The 21,297-nt window shown below is 68.4% G+C and carries 19 protein-coding genes; 13 read left to right on the top strand and 6 right to left on the bottom strand.

The genetic code is table 11. The features are described 5' to 3' along the window. The coding region (locus AC27VN_RS08820) for an FUSC family protein (RefSeq protein WP_490876291.1) at positions 1–1,597 on the bottom strand (1,597 nt) is incomplete at its 3' end. A 175-nt stretch (positions 1,598–1,772) separates the two neighbouring features. On the opposite strand from AC27VN_RS08820, the gene AC27VN_RS08825 reads away from it, so the two are divergent. Beyond that, positions 1,773–2,576 carry an AraC family transcriptional regulator gene (locus AC27VN_RS08825; RefSeq protein WP_490876292.1) on the top strand — a complete coding sequence of 268 codons (804 nt, stop codon included), beginning with the start codon at positions 1,773–1,775 and terminating at the stop codon, positions 2,574–2,576. On the opposite strand, the gene AC27VN_RS08830 is transcribed toward AC27VN_RS08825, so the two are convergent. From AC27VN_RS08830 to AC27VN_RS08850, 5 genes are read right to left on the bottom strand one after another with little or no spacing between them, the layout of a single operon-like run. Next, positions 2,560–3,159, bottom strand: a complete 600-nt coding sequence (locus AC27VN_RS08830; protein WP_490876293.1) for a MarR family winged helix-turn-helix transcriptional regulator — start codon at positions 3,157–3,159, stop codon at positions 2,560–2,562. The two genes, AC27VN_RS08825 and AC27VN_RS08830, sit on opposite strands and share 17 nt — an antisense overlap. A 38-nt stretch (positions 3,160–3,197) precedes the next feature. Then, positions 3,198–4,025, bottom strand: coding sequence for an alpha/beta fold hydrolase (locus AC27VN_RS08835; protein ID WP_490876294.1), 828 nt, complete (start codon positions 4,023–4,025; stop codon positions 3,198–3,200). A 2-nt stretch (positions 4,026–4,027) separates the two neighbouring features. Next, the gene (locus AC27VN_RS08840) at positions 4,028–5,209 is read right to left on the bottom strand and encodes a xanthine dehydrogenase family Fe-S subunit (RefSeq protein WP_490876307.1); all 1,182 of its coding nucleotides are present in this window, start codon (positions 5,207–5,209) and stop codon (positions 4,028–4,030) included. An 11-nt stretch (positions 5,210–5,220) separates the two neighbouring features. Next, complete coding sequence (locus AC27VN_RS08845) at positions 5,221–6,078, bottom strand: FAD binding domain-containing protein (RefSeq protein ID WP_490876295.1); 858 nt, start codon at positions 6,076–6,078, stop codon at positions 5,221–5,223. Continuing rightward, complete coding sequence (locus tag AC27VN_RS08850; protein WP_490876296.1) at positions 6,075–8,456, bottom strand: xanthine dehydrogenase family protein molybdopterin-binding subunit; 2,382 nt, start codon at positions 8,454–8,456, stop codon at positions 6,075–6,077. The genes AC27VN_RS08845 and AC27VN_RS08850 overlap by 4 nt, the downstream gene beginning before the upstream one ends. A gap of 306 nt (positions 8,457–8,762) precedes the next feature. Here AC27VN_RS08850 and AC27VN_RS08855 point away from each other — a divergent pair, with 306 nt between their 5' ends. From AC27VN_RS08855 to AC27VN_RS08910, 12 genes are all read left to right on the top strand, one after another. Then, the gene (locus AC27VN_RS08855) at positions 8,763–9,080 is read left to right on the top strand and encodes a non-heme iron oxygenase ferredoxin subunit (protein WP_490876308.1); all 318 of its coding nucleotides are present in this window, start codon (positions 8,763–8,765) and stop codon (positions 9,078–9,080) included. Beyond that, on the top strand, positions 9,077–10,336 hold the full coding sequence (locus tag AC27VN_RS08860; RefSeq protein ID WP_490876297.1) for an NAD(P)/FAD-dependent oxidoreductase: 1,260 nt from the start codon (positions 9,077–9,079) through the stop codon (positions 10,334–10,336). The genes AC27VN_RS08855 and AC27VN_RS08860 overlap by 4 nt, the downstream gene beginning before the upstream one ends. 21 nt (positions 10,337–10,357) lie before the next feature. After that, complete coding sequence (locus AC27VN_RS08865) at positions 10,358–11,668, top strand: aromatic ring-hydroxylating oxygenase subunit alpha (RefSeq protein ID WP_490876298.1); 1,311 nt, start codon at positions 10,358–10,360, stop codon at positions 11,666–11,668. Beyond that, entirely contained in the window at positions 11,665–12,180 is a 516-nt protein-coding gene (locus AC27VN_RS08870; RefSeq protein ID WP_490876299.1) for an aromatic-ring-hydroxylating dioxygenase subunit beta, read from the top strand. The genes AC27VN_RS08865 and AC27VN_RS08870 overlap by 4 nt, the downstream gene beginning before the upstream one ends. 13 nt (positions 12,181–12,193) lie before the next feature. Beyond that, positions 12,194–13,198, top strand: a complete 1,005-nt coding sequence (locus AC27VN_RS08875; RefSeq protein ID WP_490876300.1) for an amidohydrolase family protein — start codon at positions 12,194–12,196, stop codon at positions 13,196–13,198. A gap of 25 nt (positions 13,199–13,223) precedes the next feature. After that, positions 13,224–14,270, top strand: a complete 1,047-nt coding sequence (locus AC27VN_RS08880; protein WP_490876301.1) for a 2,5-dihydroxypyridine 5,6-dioxygenase NicX family protein — start codon at positions 13,224–13,226, stop codon at positions 14,268–14,270. After that, positions 14,267–14,902, top strand: coding sequence for an isochorismatase family protein (locus tag AC27VN_RS08885; protein WP_490876302.1), 636 nt, complete (start codon positions 14,267–14,269; stop codon positions 14,900–14,902). Before AC27VN_RS08880 ends, AC27VN_RS08885 begins: the two co-directional genes overlap by 4 nt. Continuing rightward, positions 14,899–15,879 carry a tripartite tricarboxylate transporter substrate-binding protein gene (locus AC27VN_RS08890; protein WP_490876303.1) on the top strand — a complete coding sequence of 327 codons (981 nt, stop codon included), beginning with the start codon at positions 14,899–14,901 and terminating at the stop codon, positions 15,877–15,879. The genes AC27VN_RS08885 and AC27VN_RS08890 overlap by 4 nt, the downstream gene beginning before the upstream one ends. 23 nt (positions 15,880–15,902) lie before the next feature. Next, positions 15,903–17,846, top strand: a complete 1,944-nt coding sequence (locus AC27VN_RS08895) for an aconitase family protein (protein WP_490876304.1) — start codon at positions 15,903–15,905, stop codon at positions 17,844–17,846. A gap of 119 nt (positions 17,847–17,965) precedes the next feature. Then, positions 17,966–18,424 carry a MarR family winged helix-turn-helix transcriptional regulator gene (locus tag AC27VN_RS08900; protein ID WP_398492550.1) on the top strand — a complete coding sequence of 153 codons (459 nt, stop codon included), beginning with the start codon at positions 17,966–17,968 and terminating at the stop codon, positions 18,422–18,424. A gap of 63 nt (positions 18,425–18,487) precedes the next feature. Then, positions 18,488–20,113, top strand: a complete 1,626-nt coding sequence (locus AC27VN_RS08905; RefSeq protein ID WP_490876305.1) for an MFS transporter — start codon at positions 18,488–18,490, stop codon at positions 20,111–20,113. A 26-nt stretch (positions 20,114–20,139) separates the two neighbouring features. After that, the gene (locus tag AC27VN_RS08910; RefSeq protein ID WP_490876306.1) at positions 20,140–21,195 is read left to right on the top strand and encodes an aldo/keto reductase; all 1,056 of its coding nucleotides are present in this window, start codon (positions 20,140–20,142) and stop codon (positions 21,193–21,195) included. Positions 21,196–21,297: the final 102 nt, after the last annotated feature.

Consider the following 21,297-nt stretch of genomic DNA (forward strand, 5'->3'; position numbering starts at 1 on the left):
CCGCCAGCTCAGCCAGATCCAGCGAGGTCGCGCGCCGTATGCGCCGGGCGCTCCAGTCGCTGCCCACGCTGCGCACCAGCGCCGTGATGCGCGCCGCGGCCACCGCCCCCAGGATCAGCGCGAGGTTCGAATTGAGCAGGCTCGGCAAGTCCGCGCTGGCGGTGTCCTGCAAGGCAAGCGTGCCGGCCACGCCGAAGAACATGCCCAGTGCCGCGAGCGAACTGGCGGGCCGCGCGATGTAGCAGCCCACCAGCAGGAAGAACGGCGCGATGCACAGCGCCAGCATGCCGAAGTCGCGCGCCAGCGGCATCACCACCAGCACGCAGAACACCGACACCGGCAACGACCACAGCAAGGCGACGACGAACTTGTGCATGGCGGGCACCGGATCGTCCATCGTCGCGAAGAAGCTGCAGAAGACGGCCGCCGACATCGCCGCGGCCGACCCCGAGGGCCATGCCGTGGCGATCCAGACCGCGCAGCATGCGCAGGTGGCCAGCACGGCCGTCGCGGCCGAGCGCAGTGCCAGGCCGCGGTCGCGATGCAGCACCTTCTGACCGAGCGCCGCGGCACGCTGTCGTGGCATCGCGCCGCCGGCGAGGCCGGCGTCGATGTCGGCGCGCAGCGCGACGCAGGCCTGCCATTCGCGCACCAGTTCCTCGAGGCGCACGGCGAGGTCGATGCGCAGTGCGCGGACCCAGGGTGACGACGCCGGCCCATCGGCCAGCGCGCGAAACGCGGCGCGCGTTTCGTCGATGGCCGCGGCCGACAGGTTCGCTCCTTGCGGCGCCGTCCAGCCCATGTGGCGCCCGAAGGCCGAGACGATGTCCCGCGGCACCTCGCCCTCGGCGGCCCTCAGCGCCTCGAGCCGGTCCTCGATCGCCGACAGCGTGGGCGTGAGCGCCGAGAGGCGGTCCTGCATGGCGTGGATGGCGCCCGCGGTCCAGCGCAGGTTGCCGGTGTCGAAGGGCACATGGGTCGACAGCAGACGCAGCTGCGTGATGTCCAGCGCCAGCCGCTCGCGGTCCGCGGCCATGCGCGCGCCATCCGCGTGGGCGAGCCCGTCGCCGAGCAGGTCGCTCATCCACCGGCGCGCGTCACCGAGTGCGCGGTCGATCAGGGCCAGCAGCGATGGCGCCAGGCTGGCCGGCAGCACGAGGCTGTGGACCAGGCTGGCGCACAGGATGCCCAGCCCGATCTCCTGCACGCGCGCCACGGCGGTGTCGAACATGGCCGCGGGCGCTTCCACGAGCGGGAAGCCGATGAGCGCGGCCGAGTAGCCCGCCAGCAGGAAGACATAGGAGCGCGCGCTGCGGTCCAGCAGCGAGAGGTAGAGGCACAGTCCGGTCCACAGCGCGAGCGCCAGGGTCAGCAGTTCGGGCGCGGCCGACAGTGACGGGATCAGCACCACGGTGGCGGCGCAGCCGAGCAGGGTGCCCATGAAGCGATGGAGCGCCTTCGAGCGCACGTTGCCCGCGAGCGGATGCGCCACGATGTACGCGGTCATGAAGGCCCAGAAGGGCCGTGGCAGGCCGGCGCGGCTGGCCAGGTACAGCGCGAGCATGGCGCCCGCGAAGCTCTTGAGGGAGAAGAGCATCTCGGGGCGAGAGAAGCGAATCCTTTGCATGCATCGATGCTAGGCAGCGGTGCCTTTGCCGGAAATTGCATTCCTGGCCGAACGATTTCTCTTTTCGGCCACGGCATGGCGTGCGCCCCTTCCGTCCGGAGCCTCCGCTCGGCGCGGCGAGAATGGCCGGCTCGCAGCAACGCCCATGGAGACCATGCAACGCCCCGAGGTCGTCCCCGAAGGCCTGGACCACCAGCTCACCGTGCCGGTCATGGCCTTGCGTGTGGACGTCGAGGCGCGTGCGCGCGAGATCCCTATCCACCAGCACCAGATGGGGCAGCTCGTCATCGCCCTGCGCGGCGCGGTGTCGTGCGAGGTTCCGGGCGCGCTGTGGATGGTGCCGCCGCAGGCCGGCGTGTGGATTCCGGGCGGCATGCCGCACAGCAACCACGGCACGGCGAACGCGCTGATCTTCTATCTGTTCGTGGCGCCGGGCACGGGCGCCTTGCCGACGAAGTGCTGCACCCTGGCGATCAGCACCATGCTGAGCGAGATGATCCAGCACCTGGCCGGCCTGTCGCCGACCTACGAGCCCGGCAGTGCGACCGACCGGCTCGCGCATGTGCTGCTCGATCAGCTGGCCGCGATGCCGAACGAGGACTTCTCGTTGCCGATGCCGCAGGACGCGCGGCTTCGAAAGATATCGCGCGCCATCACGCTCGACCCCTCGGACCGCCGGACCCTCCAGGACTGGGCCGCCGAGACCGGGACCAGCGAACGCACCCTGACCCGGCTGTGCACGGCGCAGACCGGCCTGAGCTTCGGCCGCTGGCGGCGCCAGCTGCACATGATCGTGGCGCTTCGCGAACTGTCGGGCGGCGCGACCGTGCAGCAGGTGGCCTATGGCCTGGGGTACGAGTCGCCGTCCGCCTTCATCACGATGTTCAAGAAGGCCTTCGGCAAGCCGCCGGCCACCTACATCGCCGAGCGCTTCAAAGTGGGCGCTTGACCGCGCGCGGTCGGCGGCGCGTGGAGGGCGGCTCGCCATCGACGGCGGTCGAGGCCTCGGGCCGCGCCGCGACATCGCGCAGCTCGTGCGCTTCGACCAGCCGCGTCAGCAGGCCCATGAAGACCTGCTGATCTTCCGCGGACAATGGCTCCATCAGCAGCTCCTGCGCGTGGCGCACGCTGTCCTGCAGTTCCTGGATGAGCTTGAGTCCGTCCTTGGTGATCACCGACAGCCTCGAGCGGCGGTCGTCCGGATTGACGCGCGTTTCGATCAGGCCCTTCTCGCTCAGGCGCTTGAGCACCTCCGCGGTCGTCGTGCGGTCGAGGGCGAGCTCGCGGCCGATCGCCTTCTGGTCGAGCCAGGGGTTCATCGACAGCGCCGTCAGCATTCCCACCTGCAGCGGCGTGATGCTTTCCGAATGGCAGAGCTCGTAGAAGATGGCCGCGCCGATCTGATGCAGGCGCCGAATCAGGAAATTCGGCCGGCTGAACATGAGTTGCCGCAAGGGATTGAACGGCGCCGGCCGGTTCGCGGCGTCCTTCGCCGCTGCGGTCTTCTGCGTTGAATTGCGCTGGGTCGTCATGCTCTGGATGGTGGGTGTCTCACGTTTCGCGAGTGTATCTACGCGACCCGCCGGGGCGCGTGGCGCAGGTCGATCCGCAGGTACTCGCCGAGCAATCGGAAGAAGCCTTCGGCGTCGTCCCAGGGGATCATGTGGCCCGCGTCGGCGGCGACGCTTTGGGACAGGTGCGGAGCGAGCGCCCGGATCTCGGCCCGGTCTTCCGCCGAGATGACGCCGCCGCGGCCCGCGACCATCAGCAGTCCCGGCGTTTCGAGCCGCGCGATGTCGGCGTGGATGTCGTCCTCGTGAAATCCGCGGTGGGCCTGCACGACAGCGGCTTCGTCGCATGTGTGCAGCCATTGCGCGCGCAGCCGCAACTGTTCGTCGGTCCACGTGGGCGTGAACGCGCGCAGCGCCTCGGCCGTGATCCCCTGTGCGGCGGCCCGGATCGAGTTCACGTACAGATCCAGCGGGTACGGATAGCTCCGACGGCCAGGCCCCGAGACGGGCGGGTCGATCAACAGGACGCGGGCCATCTGCCGCGCGTCGTGCGCAGCGGCGCGAATCGCCACGCGCGCGCCCATCGAATGGCCCAGCACCGTCGTGGCCGACCAGTCCGGCGAGGCGAGGATGCCGAGGACATCGGCGGCCATCGTCTCCAGGCTCGCATCCATGCCAGGGGCGCTGAACGACAACCCGCGTCCCCGGAAGTCGAGCACGTGGACGTCGAAGTGCGGCGCCAGGCGTTCGGCGACGAAGCCCCAGGTCACGGCCGGGCTCGTGATGCCCGGGAGGATCAGAAGGCGAGGCCCCTGCCCGCCGAAGCGAAGCAGGTGCAAGCGCACGCCATTGGCGCGCACGTGGTAGCCGTAAGGCACGAGCGTCATCGTCAGGCCCGCTTGAACACGCGGCGAAGGCGGTCGACCGCCATGCTCCACAGGATGGCCAGCAAGGACACCGAGCGCTTCGCTTCATCGGCGGGCGCGGTCTCTCCCGCCAGGCGTCGCGACACCTGCACGCCGAAGTCGGCGACCATGCGGCGCACGAAGTCCTTGACCAAGCCCGAGCGCGAGAATTGCGCCAGCGGTCCCTGCAGGGCATACACCATGTCGACGTGGATCCGCGTGTGGCCGGCGTCGCTCGACGCCAATCGATAGGCCACGTTGCCCTGGGCGCGCGACTTGCTCAGGCTGTCCTGGCCCGCGCCGCGCAGGACGGCCCGCTTGAGGGCATCGTCGCGCTCGAGGCGCGCCGCGCCGACGAAGGCGGCCGACATCGGGCCGAACTTGATGGCGATGCTGCCCTTGACCCTCTCTCCATCGTGCGAGTCGATGCGCGCGCCCGGCAGGCAGGATGCGACCGTCGGCAGATCGCCCATGAGCGCCCAGACCTGCTCGGCGGGAAAGGGAACGTCGAAGGACGCATCGATCGCATGGCCCTTGGCCCGGGCCTTGGCGAGGATGCCGTCATCGACCTCGGTGACGACCTCGGTCCTGGGCGAGGCCGAAGCAGCGGGCGCCGGCGTCGGTGCCGGCGTTGCGTGGGCGGGCTTGCGGTAGACCGTCACCGGTCGCGGCGCGCGCAGCGTGTCGCGCAGCTGTTCGACGCGCGGGTCCGGCGTGTCGCGCTGCTGCTTCAGCACGTCCAGGATGGCGTCGACGATGCCCTGGTAGCCGGTGCAACGGCACAGGTTGCCCGCAAGCTCGAGGCGAACCCGCGCTTCGTCGGCCGCGGGAACCCGCAGCACGATGTCGCGGGCCGTGGCGAGCATGCCGGGGGTGCAGAAGCCGCACTGGAGCGCGTGGTGCCGCGTGAAGGCGGGACGCAGCAGGCGCATCGCCGGATCGTCGTCATAGCCCTCGATGGTCGTGACCGCATGCCCCTCGCAGGCCACGGCGAAGGTGGTGCAGGAGCGCGCCGGCTGCCCATCCAGGAGCACGGTGCAGGCGCCGCACACGCCGTGTTCGCAACTCAGGTGCGTTCCCGTCAGCTGCAGCCCGTCGCGCAGAAAATCGCCGAGGTGCATCCTCGGTTCGGCGTCCCGGCTCACCGTGCGGCCGTTGACTTCCATGGAGATCGCGTTCAATTCCTTGCTCCCTGAACCTGGCGATGGATCGTCACGCCGGCCTGCTGCAGCGCACGCTCGAGGGCGGCGGCGAACAGCCGGAGATCGATGGCGTCGCGCTCGGGAAGGGCCTGCTTCACGGCGGCCTTCACCTGCTCGCGCGTCAGTCCCTGCGTAGCGCCGTCGCCCAGGTGCGCCGCGAGGCCGCGCAGCAGGATCGGCGGACCATCGACCGCGCCGAGCACGACACGCGCGCAGTTGCGCGAGGGATCGAAGAAGCAGGCCGCGCTCGCTTCGGCGAACTCGCCGGTCTTGCGGCACAGCTTGTGATAGCCCCAGCGCGCGGTGGGCGTCGAGACCGGCACCGCGACGGAGACGATCAACTCGTCCGCCGCGAGCACCGTCGTGTAGGCGCCCAGCAGCAGGCTGTCGGCCTCGACGATGCGCTCGCCGTTGCGCGACCGCAGCCGGACGCGCGCGCCCAGGGCCGCGAGGCTCACGACCCAGTCCGCCGCGGGATCGGCGTGCGCGAGGCTGCCCCCGATGGTGCCGCGCGTGCGGATGGCGCGGTAGGCGATGCCGGCCGCGACCTCCTGGACCGGATGCCCCACCAGGGGCGGATGCACCCCGTCCTCGAGTTCCGCATGCGTCACGGCGGCGCCGATCTCGATGGCATCGCCTTGGGTGCGCACGATGCGCAGGTCTTCGATCTGCGCGATGTCGATCACCTCCGAGGGCCGGGCCAGGCGCAGGTTCAGCATCGGCCCGAGCGACTGGCTGCCGCCGAGAAGCTTGGCCGTGCCGTTGCGCGACAGCAGTTCGATGGCATGGTTCACGTCCGCGGCCCGGGCATAGGCGAAGTTCGCGGCTTTCATGGGGCGACCTCCCGCGTGAGCCTGGCCGACTCGAGTGCTTGCAGCAGGCGCCGGGGCGTGAGCGGCGTCATTCGCAATTCGGCGGCGCCGGTGCCTCGCAAGGCATCGTTCACGGCATTGAAGATTACGGCGGGTGGCGCGACCGCACCGCCCTCTCCCATGCCCTTGGCGCCGAACTCCGTGTGGGGCGAGGGTGTCTCGGTGTGCTCGATCCGGATCCGGGGTATTTCCATGGCGCCCGGCAGGATGTAGTCGGCCAGCGTGGAGGCCAGGGGCTGCGCCTGGTCGTCATAGGGGCTCTCCTCGTACATCGCGGTGCCGATGCCCTGCGCGATGCCGCCGATGGTCTGGCCTTCCACGATCATCGGATTCACGATGGTGCCGCAGTCTTCCACCACCACGTAGTCGAGGATCTCGACGTGGCCGGTCTCGGTGTCCACCGCGACCACCGCGGCGTGGCTCGCATAGGTGAAGGTGCCCGTGTCGACCTTGGGTTTGTAGGCACGCGATACCTCGAGTCCGCCCAGGTGGACTTCGGGCGGCAGGTCCTGCGGCGTGAGGTACCAGGCGCGTCCGACATCGGCCAGCGAAATCGACTGCTCGCCGGCCCAGGCACGGCCGTCGAGCAGGGACACGCTGTGCGCGTCCACGCCCATCAAGTGCGCCGCGATGGACTGCACCCGGGGCAGCAGTTCCTTGCAGGCGGTGGCGATGGCGCCGCCCGACATCACGGTGGCGCGCGAGGCATAGGTGCCCGAGGAGAACGGCGTGAGATCGGTGTCGCCATGGATCACGCGGATGCGGCTGACCGGGATGCCCAGCACGTCGTGGGCGATCTGCGCGAAGCTGGTCTCCATCCCCTGGCCGTGCGAATGCACGCCCACGCGCACTTCCACGCCACCGTCGCCGGTCATCCGCACCAGCGCCTGGTCGAAGCCGGGCACGACCGAGATGCCCCAGCCGGCAAACACCGCCGTGCCGTGCGCCGATTGCTCGGTGTAGGTGGCGACGCCGAAGCCGATGCGGCGGCCATCGGGCTCGCCGCGGGCCTGCCGTTCGCGCACGGCCTCGTAGCCCACCATCTCGAGCGCACGCGTGAGGCTGGCGCGAAAGTCGCCGCTGTCGAAGTGCTTGTTCGCGATGTTCACGTAGGGCATCTGCGCGGCGGGCACGAGGTTCTCGAGACGCACCTGCCACGGTTCGCGGCCCACTTCGCGCGCCACCGCGTCCATGAGCAGCTCGATCGCGAAGCAGACGCCGGTGCGCGCCACGCCCCGGTAGGGCATGAAGCCGGGCTTGTTCGTGCCGATGCACACGGTCTCGCATCGGTAGCCCTGGATCGTGTAGGGGCCGGGCAGGTTGCCGAGCGCCTGCCCGGGCTCGAGCCCGATGAAGAACGGCCAGTACGAGTAGGCGCCCCCGTCGATGGTGATCACCGCGTCGAGTGCGAGCAGCTTGCCGTTGCGGTCCGCGTACGCGGTGAGCTCGTAGTGGTGCTGGCGCGTGTTGGCGCCGACGATCAGGTGCTCGCGCCGATCCTCGAGATAGCGGAACGGGCGCTTGTACGTCTTGGCCAGCCAGGCCACGCACATGTCCTCCGGGTAGAGCATGCCCTTGTAGCCGAAGCCGCCGCCCACGTCCGGCGAGATCACGCGCACGTACTCCTCGTTCATGCCGAGGTGCTGCGCGATGCCGGCGCGCAGCAGATGGGGACACTGCGTCGCGCAGATCAGCACCAGCTGCTCGGTGCGGAAGTCCCAGTACGCCATGACGGACTTGCCCTCCATGGGCGCAATGCATTGGCGCGAGAGCTCGACGCTGCGGCTGACCTTGACTTCGGCCTGCGCCGCGACCTTCTCGAAGTCCTGGTCCATGCGCAGCGTGAGGAACACGTTGTCCTTCCAGCCCGGATGAAGGAACTCGCCGGTCGCCGCCCGCGCGGACGCGGCGTCGTGATAGACCGGCAGTTCGTCGTACGACACCTGCACCTCCTCGAGCAGGTCCTCCGCGAGCGCGCGTGTCGGCGCGATCGCCATGGCGACGGCCTCGCCGACATGGCGGACCTTGCCCTTCGCGAGCGGCGGCACTTCCGAGTACTGATAGCCCGGGATGCTCGACGGCGACTGGATGTCCAGCGCGCCCTCGAGCATCTCGCGCACGAACACCCGTCCCGCGAGCTCCTCCGGAATCTCCACGCCCGTGATGGCGGCGTGCGCGAGCGGGCTGCGCAGGAACGCGACCTCCTGCAGCCCGGGCATGACCACATCGCCGACGAAGTTGCCCTTGCCCGCCAAGTGCCGGGCGTCTTCCTTGCGGGGAACCCTGGCCCCAATCCCCTCGGGCTTGAGCGCCCGCGTCGGAAGTTCTGCGTGATCCATGTGTTGTCTCCGAGGTGTGGTGGATCGACAGGAAAAATCGATAGATACGAAGTGTACTGTCTTAATTATAGGTAGCTCGTCGCGAAAGCGAATCACCTGTCTTGACGCGTGGAAACCCTAGGCTTCGACCCGGCGTATCGACCATTTTTCCCCATTAAACAGATACCTTCTTCGACATTCCGATGCTTGGATTGCCTTCTCCAAAGCGAGCGTTCCCCGTAGAAACCCTGATTCTTCTCGATCTCCTTTCACCTAAATTACGACGTGTACTGAGCAATTTTCTAGAGCACTGCAATGGAACTCGTCATGGAATGGATCAAGGTGGCCTCGGCGCAAGAGCTGGGCGAGGACGAAGTCAGGTCCGTGAACGTCGCGGGCCACAGCATCGCGCTCTACCGCGTGGGTGGGGAGTTCCTCGCCACCGACGGGATCTGCACGCACGGCAAGGCGCAGCTGTCCGATGGCTTCCTCGAAGACGGGTGCATCGAATGCCCGCTGCACCAGGGGCGCTTCGACATCCGCACCGGCAAGGCCCTGTGCGCCCCGGCCACCGTCGATCTGCGCATCCACGCCACGAAGCGCGTGGGCGACGACATCTACGTGCAGGCACCGGACGCCGCATGAGCCGCGAACCGATCGTCATCGTCGGCGCCGGCCAGTCCGCCGCGGTCGCCGCGCAAACGCTGCGCGAGCTCGGCCATCAGGGGCGGATCGTCATGCTCGGCCGGGAGGCGCACCGGCCGTACGAGCGCCCGCCGCTGTCGAAGGCCGTGCTCGCCGCGGAGGCCGAGCCCCGGCTCGACGTCCTGCCAGAGAGCGTCTGGTCGCGCATCGATGTCGAGTTGCTTTCGAGCGTCGAAGTGGTCGCACTCGATCCTGAACGGCATGAAGTCCGCGCCCGCGACGGGCGCGTGTTCGCATACGACGCATGCCTGCTCGCCACCGGCGGCGAAGCGATGACGATGGCCGGCCTGCCGCGCGGCACTCCGCGCGTGCACTACATCCGGACCCTCGACGACGCGCGCCGCTTCCGTGCGGCCCTCGGCGAGCGGCCGCGCGTCGCCATCGTCGGCGGCGGCTTCCTGGGCCTCGAGCTCGCGCATTCCGCGCTGGCGGCGGGGGCGTCGTCGGTGACGCTGCTGGCGCGCACGCCACCGCTGCTCGAACGCTTCCTGCCGAGCGAAGCCTCGGCATGGCTGGCTTCCGCGTTGGTGCGCGAGGGCGTGCGGCTGGTGCTGGACGATTCCCTGGTTCATGCGCGAGCCGTCGAACATGGCTGCATGGAGCTGGCCACGGCCGCAGGTTTGCAGCTGGAGGCCGAGCAAATCGTGGTCGCGATCGGCCTCGTACCCAACGACCAGCTCGCGCGCGATGCGGGACTGGGCATCGCGGACGGCGGCGGCGTGCTCGTCGATGCCGAGTGCCGGACCACCGACCCCTTCGTCTTCGCGGTGGGCGACTGCGCAAGCCAGTTGCGTCGCGGCCAACCGCGGCCCGCGCGTGTCGAGTCATGGCAGAACGCGAACGAGCAGGCACGCACGGCCGCGGCGGCCATCCTGGGCCTGCGGCCGCCGCCCCCGGCGGTGCCGTGGTTCTGGACCGACCAGGGCCGGCACAACGTCCAGGTCCTGGGCGCTCCGGCCAGCGATCTCCAGTACCTCCGCTGCGGCGATGCCCTGCACGACAAGGCGCTGTGGATCGGACATCGGAACGGCGTGCCGATCCATGGCGTGGCGCTCAACTGCGGTGCCGAACTGCGTGCCATCCGACCTCTCTTCGACCGCGCACAGCCGGTCGACGTCAGCGACCTCTCCCACGAGATCGTCAACCTCCGGGCATGGGCCAGACAGGCGCTGCAGCGCCTGCCGGTCGCCGCATGACCCTTTTCTTGAAGGACCTGTATGTATCAATCACAAGCGGTTATTGGAATCACGAATGCCGACAAGGACCTGCCATTCGAGCAGTGCGTCTGGCCGGCCGATGCCCTCCACACGATCCCGGACTGGGTCTACACCAGCAAGGCGGTCTATGACCGGGAGATCGACAAGTTCTTCCTCGGGGAGAGCTGGAACTTCGTCGCGCTCGAGGCCGAGATCCCCGCCACCGGCGACTACAAGCGCGGCTACGTGGGCGCCACGCCCGTCGTGATCGCGCGCGCGGAGGACGGGACCGTCTCGGTCTTCGAGAACCGCTGCGCGCACCGCGGGGCCGAGTTCTGCCGCCACAACCAGGGCAATGCGAAGGAGTTCGTCTGCCCCTATCACCAGTGGTCCTATGACCTCAAGGGCAACCTGCAGGGGATCCCGTTCAAGCGCGGCGTCGACAAGGTGGGCGGCATGCCGCCGAGCTTCAGGAACGAGGACCACGGCCTGCGCCAGTTGCGCGTGGCGACGCGCAATGGCCTGGTGTTCGCCACCTATTCGGACCGCACGCCGCCGCTCGAGGAGTACCTCACGCCGGAGATCGTCGAGCAGCTCGATTCGACCTTCCCGGGCAAGAAGCTCAAGGTGCTGGGCTACTACCGCAACGAGCTTCCATGCAACTGGAAGATGTACCACGAGAACCTCAAGGACCCGTACCACGCCACGCTGCTGCATTCGTTCCTGGTGGTGTTCGGCCTGGCCGTGGCGGGGGTCAAGGCGCTGATCTATGCGGACACGGTGCACGGGCGCCATGGCTTCATGGGCTCGCGCAAGACGAAGGAGAAGTACGCCAGCGTCTCCGACGACAACAAGTCGCAGATGCGATCGTTCCACGACCACCTGAAGCTGCGCGACGAGCGCTTCCTCGACTTCGTGGAGGAGTTCGACTCGCCCTGGTCGGCCATCATGATGACCATCTGGCCGAACATGATCGTGCAGCGCGAGTTGAACACGCTGGGCGTGCGCCAGATCATCCCGAACGGGCCCAACAGCATGATCATGCAGTGGACGATGTTCGGCTACGAGGACGACACGCCCGAGATGACGCGCCATCGCCTGCGCCAGGGCAACCTGATGGGACCCGGAGGCTTCCTGGGCGTGGAAGACAACGAGGCGCTGAAGTTCGTCCAGGAAGGCATGCGCCGCTCGACGACGGACACCAACGTGATCCAGCTCGATGCCGGACAGACCGGCACCACGCGCGGGTTCATCTCCGAGTCCTGCATCCGCTCGATGTACGCCTATTACCGCGAGGTGATGGGCATTCCCGTCGCGGAGGCCACGGCGTGAATAACCCGCTCGCCTACTGCCCCGCGAGGGTCGCGCCGCGGCGCGCGATCGAACTGCGCGCCGAGATCGACGTCTTCCACGCCGAGTACTGCGCCGCGCTCGACGCCGCCGACATCGAACGCTGGCCCGGGTTCTTCTGCGAGGACGCCACCTACCGCGTGACCTCGCGCGAGAACGCGCTGCTCGGCATGCCCGTCGGCCTGATGTATTGCGAAGGGCTCGACATGATCCGCGACCGCGCGATGGCCATCGCCCACTCGCAGATGTTCGCGCCGCGCCAGATGGTCCACGTGCTCGGCATCACGCGCGTGGTGGACGAGGACGGATCCACGATCGCCGCGCAGACCCCCTTCATGCTCGTGCAGACCCTGGTGGAGGGTCCCTCGACGCTCCATCTGGCGGGCATCTATTACGACAAGTTCCTGCGGCGCGCCGACGGACTCGTCTTGTTCCACCGCGACGTCGTCCACGACACCGAAGTGCTGGCGACCGCCCTGGTCTATCCGGTCTGACAGGAAACCCACCATGAACACCACACCAAAGATCGCACTCGAAGAGCATTTCTCGGGCCCCGGATTCGAGCAGTACTGGGCACCCTTCGTCAGCGCGCTCCCGCGCGCCTTCACCGCAGAGATCGGCGCCCGGCTCTCGGACTTCGACGACCGCCGCATCGACGAAATGGATGCCGGCAACATCGGCTATTCGATCCTGTCGGAAACCACCCCCGGCGTGCAGGCCGAAGCGGACAGCGCGCTCGCGGTTCGGCGAGCGAGGGAGAACAACGAGTTCCTCGCGGGACGCGTGGCCCGCCACCCGAAGCGCTTCGGCGCATTCGCACACGTCGCGCTGCAGGACCCGGCCAGCGCGGCGGACGAACTGGAACGCACCGTTCACGAATACGGATTCAAGGGCGCGCTGATCAACGGCCACACGCTGGGTCGCTACTACGAGCACCGCGACTTCGACGTCTTCTGGGAACGCGCGGAAGCACTCGGTGTTCCGATCTACCTGCACCCGGCCGCGTTCAGCGCACCGCCGGCCCTGCTCGCGGGCATGCCCGTGCTGCTGGGCCCCACGTGGGGCTGGGGCGTCGAAACTGCGGGGCATGCGCTGCGCCTGCTGTTCGGCGGCGTCTTCGATCGCTTCCCGCGGCTCGTGCTGCTGCTGGGACACATGGGCGAGTTCCTGCCCTACCAGCGCACGCGGATCGACAGCCGCTTCGCCGCCTATCCGTCGGGCATCCAGTTGGCCCGCAAGCCGAGCGAATATTTCGGCAGCAACATCCTGATCACCACTGCGGGCGTGTGCTCGGCACCGGCCCTGCTGGGCGCGATCGGCGAGATCGGGGCGGAGGCCGTCCTTTTCTCGGTCGACTATCCCTTCGAGTCCACCGAGGAAGCCTGCACGTTCATCGAGAACGCGCCGCTGGATGCCGCCACGCGCGCGCTGGTCTGCCACGGCAATGCACGCCGCCTCTTCAAGCTCGAAACGTTCGAAGCACTCGAAGAAGCGGTGCTGCCCCAGGTCTGACGTCACCAACGAAGAGGTACAAAGAATGTCCGCTGTCAGCGACTACCAATTGACGAAGGCCTGGGAAGAGGTTCTCCGGCTGTCCAGGCTCGAGCCCGGGCAAACGGTGACCATCCTGTGCGCGCCCTACACGAACCCGCAGACGCTGCGGACCGCGCTGGTCGCGGCCCAGAACGCGGGCGCGATCGTCACGACGATCGAGCTGCCGCCGATCAACGCCGAGAAGGCCACGAGCCGCGACCGCCTGAACTGGCTGGGCGAGACGCCGCTGAGCAACAACCCGGTGGCGCTCGCGGCGCTGAAGACGAGCGACCTGGTGCTCGACCTCATGGTGCTGCTGTTCTCGCCCGAGCAGATGGAGATCCTCGGGTCCGGCACCAAGATCCTGCTGGCCGTCGAGCCGCCCGAGATCCTGGTGCGGGCCGTGCCCACGCAGGAAGATCGCCGGCGCGTGCGGCGCGCCACCGAGGTGCTGAGCAAGGCCCGGCTGATGCGCGTGACCTCCCCCGCCGGCACCGATGCCACCTTCAGGATCGGCGACTTTCCCACCATCGGCGAATACGGGTTCTGCGACGAGCCCGGTCGCTGGGACCATTGGCCCAGCGGCTTCCTCTTCACCTTCGCCAACGAGGGCGGAAGCGACGGCACCATCGTGATCGACAAGGGCGACATCCTGCTGCCGCAGAAGAACTACATGGCGGACAAGATCACGCTGACGGTGCGCGACGGCTTCGTGCGCGAGATCGAAGGCGACATCGACGCGCAGCTGATGCGCGAGTTCATGGAGGCCTACAAGGACCCCGAGGCCTATGCGATGGCGCACATCGGCTGGGGCATGCAGCCGCGCTGCTACTGGCACACGCTGTCCCTGCTCGACCGCGAGCAGACCGTGGGCATGGACGCGCGCGCCTTCGAAGGCAACTTCCTGTTCTCCCTGGGGCCCAACAACGAGGTCGGCGGCCCGCGCACGACGGCCTGCCATCTCGACATTCCGTTGCGCAACTGCACGGTGGAGCTCGACGGCGTGGTGGTGGTGCGCGACGGCAAGGTCGTCGAGGAGGTCCTGCAATGAGCCGCGACGAAGACGTGTACCGCCAGCAGGGCTTCGGCAATGCCCTGCCGCCCGTGGCCCCGTTCGCCCTGCTGATCGTCGACTTCATCAACGGGTTCGCCGATCCGGGCAGCTTCGGCGGCGGCAACATCGGGCCCGCCATCGAGTGCACGCGCGGCCTCCTGGCCGAGGCGCGGGCGCGCGGCTGGCCGATCGCGCACACGAGGGTGGTCTACCAGGACGACGGAGCCGACGCCAACATCTTCGCGCTCAAGGTGCCCAGCATCCTCGCCTTGAAGGAAGACGCGCACGGCAGCCAGTTCGTGCCGCAGCTGCAGCCTTCCGCCGGCGAGCTGGTGGTGCGCAAGGTCCATCCCTCTGCCTTCTTCGGCACCTCGCTGGCGGGCTGGCTGTCGCAGCGCGGCGCGAAGACCGTGCTGGTGGCGGGCTGCACCACCAGCGGCTGCGTGCGCGCCAGCGTGGTCGACGCGATGTGCCACGGCTTCCGCCCCGTGGTCGTGACCGACTGCGTGGGCGACCGTTCGCTGCCGGCGCACGAAGCCAACCTGTTCGACATGGGACAGAAATACGCGACCCTGCTGACCCGCGACGAGGTGCTGGGCGTGCAACGCATTCACGGGAGCCAGCCATGAAACGCCGACAAGTCCTGCACACGATCGCCATGGGCGCGCTCGGCGCCGCGCAGGTCGCGCGCGCGCAGCTCTCGAGCGCGCCCGGGCGTACCGTGCGAATCGTCATCGGCTTTCCGCCGGGCGGCTCCACCGACGTCATCGCGCGCACCATGTCGCCGCACCTGGAGAAGGCGCTGAAGGCGACGGTCATCGTGGACAACAAGCCCGGTGCCGGCGCCCGCCTGGCCAACACCTACGTGAAGAGCGCCAGGCCCGACGGCAACACCCTGCTGCTGACGTCCTCGACGCTGATGTGCGTGTACCCGCACGTCTTCAAGAACCTCGGCTACGACCCGCTGCGCGACTTCGTGCCGGTGGCGTCCGTCGTCAACATGGAGTTCGGCTTCGTCGCCAGCACGTCGGCGGCGCCGGGCATCAAGTCGCTGCGCGAGTACGTGCAGTGGGTGAAGGCCGATCCCCGGAACGGAAACTACGGCGGCGTCGGCGTCGGGTCGATCCCGCACTTCATGGGCGCCATGCTCGGGCGCGAGGCCGGCGTGGCGATGAACTACGTTCCCTTCCTCGGCGGCGCGCCGCATCTGCAGGCGCTCAACGGCGGGCAGATACCCTTCGGCGTCGACGTGACCTCGGGCCTGGTGCCGCACCTGGGCAGCGGCCGGATCAGGCTGCTGGCCACCAGCGGCGCCGAACGCAGCCTGCCGGACGTGCCGACCATTGCCGAGGCGGGCTTCGGCGCGCTGACGCTCGAGGACTACAACGCCTTCTTCTATCCGGCCGGCACGCCGCTCGAATTCGTGCAGCAGGTCGAGGCGGGGGTGAAGGCCGCATTGCAGCAGCCCGGTGTGCAGGAGACCTTCCGCCAGCTGGCCTTCAGGCCCGGCAATGCGGGCGCCAGCCAACTGGCCGCGCGCATGAAGCCCGATCTCGAGCGCTGGCGCAAGGTGATCGAGGACACCGGCTTCAAGCCGCTCGATTGACGACGCCCTTCCTCATGCCCACGATGACTTCGAAGCTTCGCCAGGTCGGCCATCTCACCATCCTGCTGGACGACGACGGCCTTGCCACCGCCGCCAGGCTGGCGGGCAGGGCCCTGTATCTGACGCACGACCGCGGCCCGCTGCGCACCCAGTTGCAAGGCGCCACACTGACCGAAAGGCCCGCGGTCTCCGATCTGTTCGCCCATGTATCGACCGACGCGATCATCAAGGCGAACCCCGATTGCTATTACTACGACGACCGGCTCGGCGACCTGCTGCTGCGCTCCCTGGGAAACGGCGGCTACGTCGAGGCCAGCGAGATACGGCAAGGCGGCTTCGGCCTGATCCTGGCGGGCGAGGGATGGGGCGAAGGCAGCTCGCGCGAGGTCGCGGCCCGGGCCCTGCTGATCGCGGGGATCGGCGCCGTGTTCGCCCCGTCCATCGCACCCATTCACCGGCAGAACCTGATCAACAACGGGATGCTGCCGATCACCGATCCCGCACTCGCCTGGCGCATGGCCGATGGAGAGACCATCGCGTTCGACGAGCTGCTCGAGGGCTTCGACGCGACCTCGCGCAGGATTCTTCGCCGCGGCGGCCTGTTCCCCTTCATGCAGGCTCGCAGCGAAGGCAGGGAACCCGACGAGGCCATAACGACGCCTGCCCGCGCGATGACCCTCGCGGAGAAGATCATGGCGCGGCGCATGAAGACACGCTTCGGCGCCGTGCAGCCCGGGGACACCGGCTTCCTCGAGGTCGATGCGGCGTTCTCCCATGACTACACGACCGCACCCGCCGCGGCCGCAGCGGAGGCGGCCCTCGGACGACCGGTCCGCGTGCAGCGGCCTGGAACCGTGCATTCCTTTCCCGACCACCTGACGCTTGCGTCGCGATTGCCGGGCATCGATGCCGAAGCGCTGGCCGGCATCGCCGACCTGCGCATGTCCCAGCGTGCGCTGGCCGAGCGGACCGGAATGCATTGGCACGCCACGCCGCAGGGAGCGCCTACCGGCATCTGCCACACGGTGATCCGCGAGCAGGTCGCCCTTCCCGGCCAGGTCATCGTCGGGACCGACTCGCACACCTGCTCCGCCGGCGCGCTCAATTGCCTGGCCTACGGCGTAGGCAACAGCGAGATCGCGGCCGTGTGGGAGTGGAACGTCCTCGGCGTTCGTGTCCCCCGGACCGTCCGGGTCCAGCTCGAGGGCCGCTTGCCCGCGGCCTGCACGGCGAAGGACGTGATGCTCCACCTGGCCGGCATCGGCAAAACGTCGGGCATCTTCACCGGCCGCGTCATCGAGTTCGGCGGCAGCGGCCTCGAGACCTTGATGTTCGACGAGCAGGCCGTGCTCGCGAACATGGCGGTCGAATGCAATGCACTGACCGCCGTGTGCGAGCCCACGTTGGCGATGATCGATCACCTGGCCGTCCGGCGGCAGATCGCGCCGGAGGATGCCTGGGCCTTGTGCCTGCGTCCCGATCCGGAGGCCGAATACGAACGCGTGATGAGCGTCGACCTCGGCGCGATCCAGACCCTGGTGGCACGCCCCGGCCATCCCGGCAACGGGGTGCCGCTCGAGCAGGTGCTGGGAACGCCGCTGGACCTGGCCTATGGCGGCTCGTGCACTGCCGGTGACCTGGGCAGCATTGCGATGTATGCCGAAATCTTCAGCGGCCGTCGCGTCCGCATTCCGACCTATGTGCAATACGGCTCGCAGCTGGTGCAGCAACAGGCCAGGCAGGCGGGCTACCACGACGTGCTTGTCGCGGCCGGCGTGACGGTGATCGACGAGCCTGGATGCGGCGCGTGCATCAGTGCGGGCCCCGGGGGGCCTCGCGCGGGGCAGGTCGCCATCTCTGCGACGAACAGGAACATGCCGGGGCGGATGGGGGACGGCGATGTCTATCTGGCCAATCCGCGTGTGCTTGCGGCATCGGCGGTTGCGGGGTGCATCGCTGAGCCGTAGCGGGCTCGGCACGGTGGTTGACGGCGGCCCCGGCCGCAAGGCGCTCACGGCGAAGCGGCAGCGCCACGCGGTAAACACTACCGCCCTCGCGGTTTATGGGCATATACCCATAATTGCGCATGACCTCCGCCCATCACCACCACGGCATGTGCTGCAGCACCGCGCTGCGCAAGGCCACACGCCGCGTCACGCAGCTCTATGACGAAGCGCTGGCACCCGTGGGGCTGCGTTCCACCCAGTACTCGATCCTGATGGAACTGAGCCGGCGTGCCAGCGAGGCGCCCACCCTTCAGGTGCTGGCCGATGCCCTGGTGATGGACCGCTCAGCCCTGGGCCACACCTTGCGCCCGCTGGAACGCGATGGCCTGCTGGCGCTGCAGCATGGCGAGTCGGATCGGCGCCAGCGCCAGGTCGTGCTGACCCGCAAGGGCCAGGCACTCGTCGCTCGCGCGCAACCGCTGTGGCAACGCGCGCAGGACCGCTTCTGCGAGGTGTTCGGCGAAGCGGAGGCGGCGATCTTGCGCATCACCTTGCTGGACATCGCCGCGGATGAACGGCTGAGTTCGCGGGCCTCCTGATTTTTCGGGCTTGCATCCACCGCTTTTCCCGTTGACCCCAATATGGGCATATGCCCTTAAATCATGACCGCCAGCATTCCACCCACGCCCGCGCCACAACGGGCCGCAGCCTCGCCTGCCATTGCGCAGGATCCACGTCGCCAGCAGGCCGTTCTGCTGGTGGCCTCCATGGTGTCGTCGCTGGTGATGCTCGACACCAACGTGGTGGCGGTCGCCCTGCCCACCATCGCGCACACGCTCAATGCCGAGTTCGCGGACATGCAGTGGGTGATCACCGCGTACATGCTGCCCTTCGCGGCCCTGCTCATGGCGGCGGGCTCGCTGTGCGACCGGTATGGCCGGCGACGCATCATGGTGGTGGGGCAGGTGCTCTTCGTCGGCGCTTCGCTGTTCTGCGGCACGGCCCCGGCCGCCTGGGTGCTGAATGTGTCGCGGGCGTTCCAGGGGATCGGCGCAGCCCTGCTGTTGACGGCGGCGCTGGCGGTGATCAACCACAGCTTCCAGGGACCCGCGCGCGCACGGGCCTACGCGTTCTGGGGCGCCTGCCTGGGCATCGCCATCACCTGCGGGCCCATCCTCGGCGGCGTGATCTCGAGCACCATCGGCTGGCACTGGGTGTTTCTCATCAACCTGCCGATCGGCGTGGTGCTGATCGCCGCCACGCTGCGGGTGGTGGAAGAGTCGCGCGACAAGGAAGCCGTGCGCCTGGACTATGGCGGCGTCGCCACCTTCAGCGGTGCGCTGTTCCTGCTGACCTGGGCCGCCATCGACGGCAACGCGCTGGGCTGGACTTCGCCCGCGGTGCTGGGGCGCCTGATCGGCGGCGTGCTGCTGCTCGAGGCCTTCGTGGTGATCGAGGGCCTGCAGGCACGGCCCATGGTCGACTTCAGGCTGCTGCGCTCGCCGGCCTTCGTCGGCAGCGCTTTCGCCATGGTGGGCTATGCGGCGGGGGCGCAGGTCATGCTGTTCTACCTGCCGCTGTACTTGCAGAACGCCTTTGGCCTGTCGCCGGCCAGCGCGGGCATCTCGATGCTGCCGTTCGCGCTGCCCATGTTCCTGGTGCCGCGCGTCGCGGCCCACTACACGGCCGGATGGACGCCGCGCGCGTTGCTGTGCCTGGGCCTGGGATTGAGCGGCGCGGCGAACGCGGCCATGGCGCTGCTGGCCACCAGCGGTTCGAACTACCTGGCCTTCGCCTGTGCGATGGCGCTTGCGGGCACCGGTGCCGGCCTGCTCAACGGCGAAACGGCCAAGGCCATGCAGGGTGCGATCCCGCCGCAGCGCGCGGGCATGGCCTCGGGCCTGGCGGGCACCACGCGCTTCAGCGGTCTGCTGGCGGGCGTGGCCGGATTGGGTGCGGTGCTGGTCGCGATGGCCACTGCGGATTTCCAGCGCGCGGCTGCGCAGTGGCCATTGGCGCCTGCGTTGGCCCGGGATGTGGCCAAGCGCTTCAGCGCGGGCGATGTGGCGGGGGCGCTGCACGCATTGCAGGCGCTTCCCACTGATGCGGCCGCCGCTGCTGCAACTGCGTTGCGACATGCATTCGGCACCGGATTCGCCGCCGCCGCGTGGTCCGCCGCCGGCGTGGCCGTGGCCGCGCTGGTGCTGACACGGCTGCTGATGCCCGGCCGCGATGTCCATGCGCCGAACGGCCTGCAAGAGGCGCACATGGTGGCGCCGGGTGAGTGATCGTCCATCAACGAAGGAGAAATTCCATGCGCTATCGTCTTCTCGGCCGCAAGTCCGGCCTTCGCGTCTCTGAATTCGCTCTCGGTGTCGCCCTGTTCGGCACGGGCTGGGGCTACGGCTCCGAACATGCCGATGCGCGCCGGGTGTTCGATCGCTATCTCGAGGCCGGCGGCAACTTTTTCGACACCGCCGATGGCTACCAGTTCGGCCAGTCCGAATCCATGCTGGGCGAGCTCATCGCACCGGTCCGCGACGACATCGTGGTGGCGACGAAGTACAGCGGCGGCGCATCGAAGGAGCCGACGCTGGCCAAGACTGGCAACAGCCGCAAGAACCTCGTCTACTCCGTCGAGCAGAGCCTGCAACGGCTCAAGACGGACCGCATCGACCTGCTGTGGGTCCATCACTCCGATAACGTCACACCCACCGAGGAAATTCTGCGAGGGCTCGATGACCTGGTGCGCGCGGGGAAGATCCTCTACGCCGGTTTCTCGAACTTCCCGGCTTGGCGCATCGCGCGCGCGGACCTGCTGGCGGAACTGCGTGGCTGGTCGCCGCTGGTCGGGGTGCAGTTCGAATACAGCCTGATCGAACGCAGCGCCGACCGCGAGCTGATGCCCATGGCCGAAGCCCTGGGCTTGGCCGCTGCCGTGTGGTCCCCGCTCGGGGGCGGCCTGCTCACGGGCAAGTACCGCAATGGAGAGCAAGGTCGGCTGCAGGGCATGGGCCGGGTCATCCGCACCGAGAAGACCGATCGCGACGCGGCCGTCGTGGACGCCGTGATCGATGCGGGTGTACAGCTCGGGAGATCGCCGGCCGAAGTGGCGCTGGCATGGGTCGGCGCCAAGGCGCGGAAGTCCACCACATCGATCATCACGATCATCGGTCCGCGTACGGTGGAGCAGCTCGATAACAACCTTCTGGCGCTGGACCTGGCGCTACCGCAGGACTTGGTGGACCGGCTCGATCAGGTCAGCCAGATCGCTCCTGGGGTCCCGTTCGAGGTCAATGCGGAGACGCTTCCGCGGATGCTGGGCGGCCGTCCTCACCTGGTGGATTTGCCTGCCTTCAAGGTCGTTTGACCAATTTCTTGCTTTACGCCGCCAATTGACCCGGCAATAAAAAAGCGCCCTGTCATGGACGGGGCGCTTTTTGTTTTCTGCTTTTGCTTTGCTTTCGCCAAT

Source organism: Variovorax sp. 20P10.2.4, from assembly GCF_058244205.1.

Coding starts and splice junctions, on each gene's coding strand:
- AC27VN_RS08825 (WP_490876292.1), top strand. CDS start 1,773: ATGGAGACCATGCAACGCCCCGAGGTCGTCCCCGAAGGCCTGGACCAC.
- AC27VN_RS08830 (WP_490876293.1), bottom strand. CDS start 3,159: ATGACGACCCAGCGCAATTCAACGCAGAAGACCGCAGCGGCGAAGGAC.
- AC27VN_RS08835 (WP_490876294.1), bottom strand. CDS start 4,025: ATGACGCTCGTGCCTTACGGCTACCACGTGCGCGCCAATGGCGTGCGC.
- AC27VN_RS08840 (WP_490876307.1), bottom strand. CDS start 5,209: ATGGAAGTCAACGGCCGCACGGTGAGCCGGGACGCCGAACCGAGGATG.
- AC27VN_RS08845 (WP_490876295.1), bottom strand. CDS start 6,078: ATGAAAGCCGCGAACTTCGCCTATGCCCGGGCCGCGGACGTGAACCAT.
- AC27VN_RS08850 (WP_490876296.1), bottom strand. CDS start 8,456: ATGGATCACGCAGAACTTCCGACGCGGGCGCTCAAGCCCGAGGGGATT.
- AC27VN_RS08855 (WP_490876308.1), top strand. CDS start 8,763: ATGGAATGGATCAAGGTGGCCTCGGCGCAAGAGCTGGGCGAGGACGAA.
- AC27VN_RS08860 (WP_490876297.1), top strand. CDS start 9,077: ATGAGCCGCGAACCGATCGTCATCGTCGGCGCCGGCCAGTCCGCCGCG.
- AC27VN_RS08865 (WP_490876298.1), top strand. CDS start 10,358: ATGTATCAATCACAAGCGGTTATTGGAATCACGAATGCCGACAAGGAC.
- AC27VN_RS08875 (WP_490876300.1), top strand. CDS start 12,194: ATGAACACCACACCAAAGATCGCACTCGAAGAGCATTTCTCGGGCCCC.
- AC27VN_RS08880 (WP_490876301.1), top strand. CDS start 13,224: ATGTCCGCTGTCAGCGACTACCAATTGACGAAGGCCTGGGAAGAGGTT.
- AC27VN_RS08885 (WP_490876302.1), top strand. CDS start 14,267: ATGAGCCGCGACGAAGACGTGTACCGCCAGCAGGGCTTCGGCAATGCC.
- AC27VN_RS08890 (WP_490876303.1), top strand. CDS start 14,899: ATGAAACGCCGACAAGTCCTGCACACGATCGCCATGGGCGCGCTCGGC.
- AC27VN_RS08895 (WP_490876304.1), top strand. CDS start 15,903: ATGACTTCGAAGCTTCGCCAGGTCGGCCATCTCACCATCCTGCTGGAC.
- AC27VN_RS08900 (WP_398492550.1), top strand. CDS start 17,966: ATGACCTCCGCCCATCACCACCACGGCATGTGCTGCAGCACCGCGCTG.
- AC27VN_RS08905 (WP_490876305.1), top strand. CDS start 18,488: ATGACCGCCAGCATTCCACCCACGCCCGCGCCACAACGGGCCGCAGCC.
- AC27VN_RS08910 (WP_490876306.1), top strand. CDS start 20,140: ATGCGCTATCGTCTTCTCGGCCGCAAGTCCGGCCTTCGCGTCTCTGAA.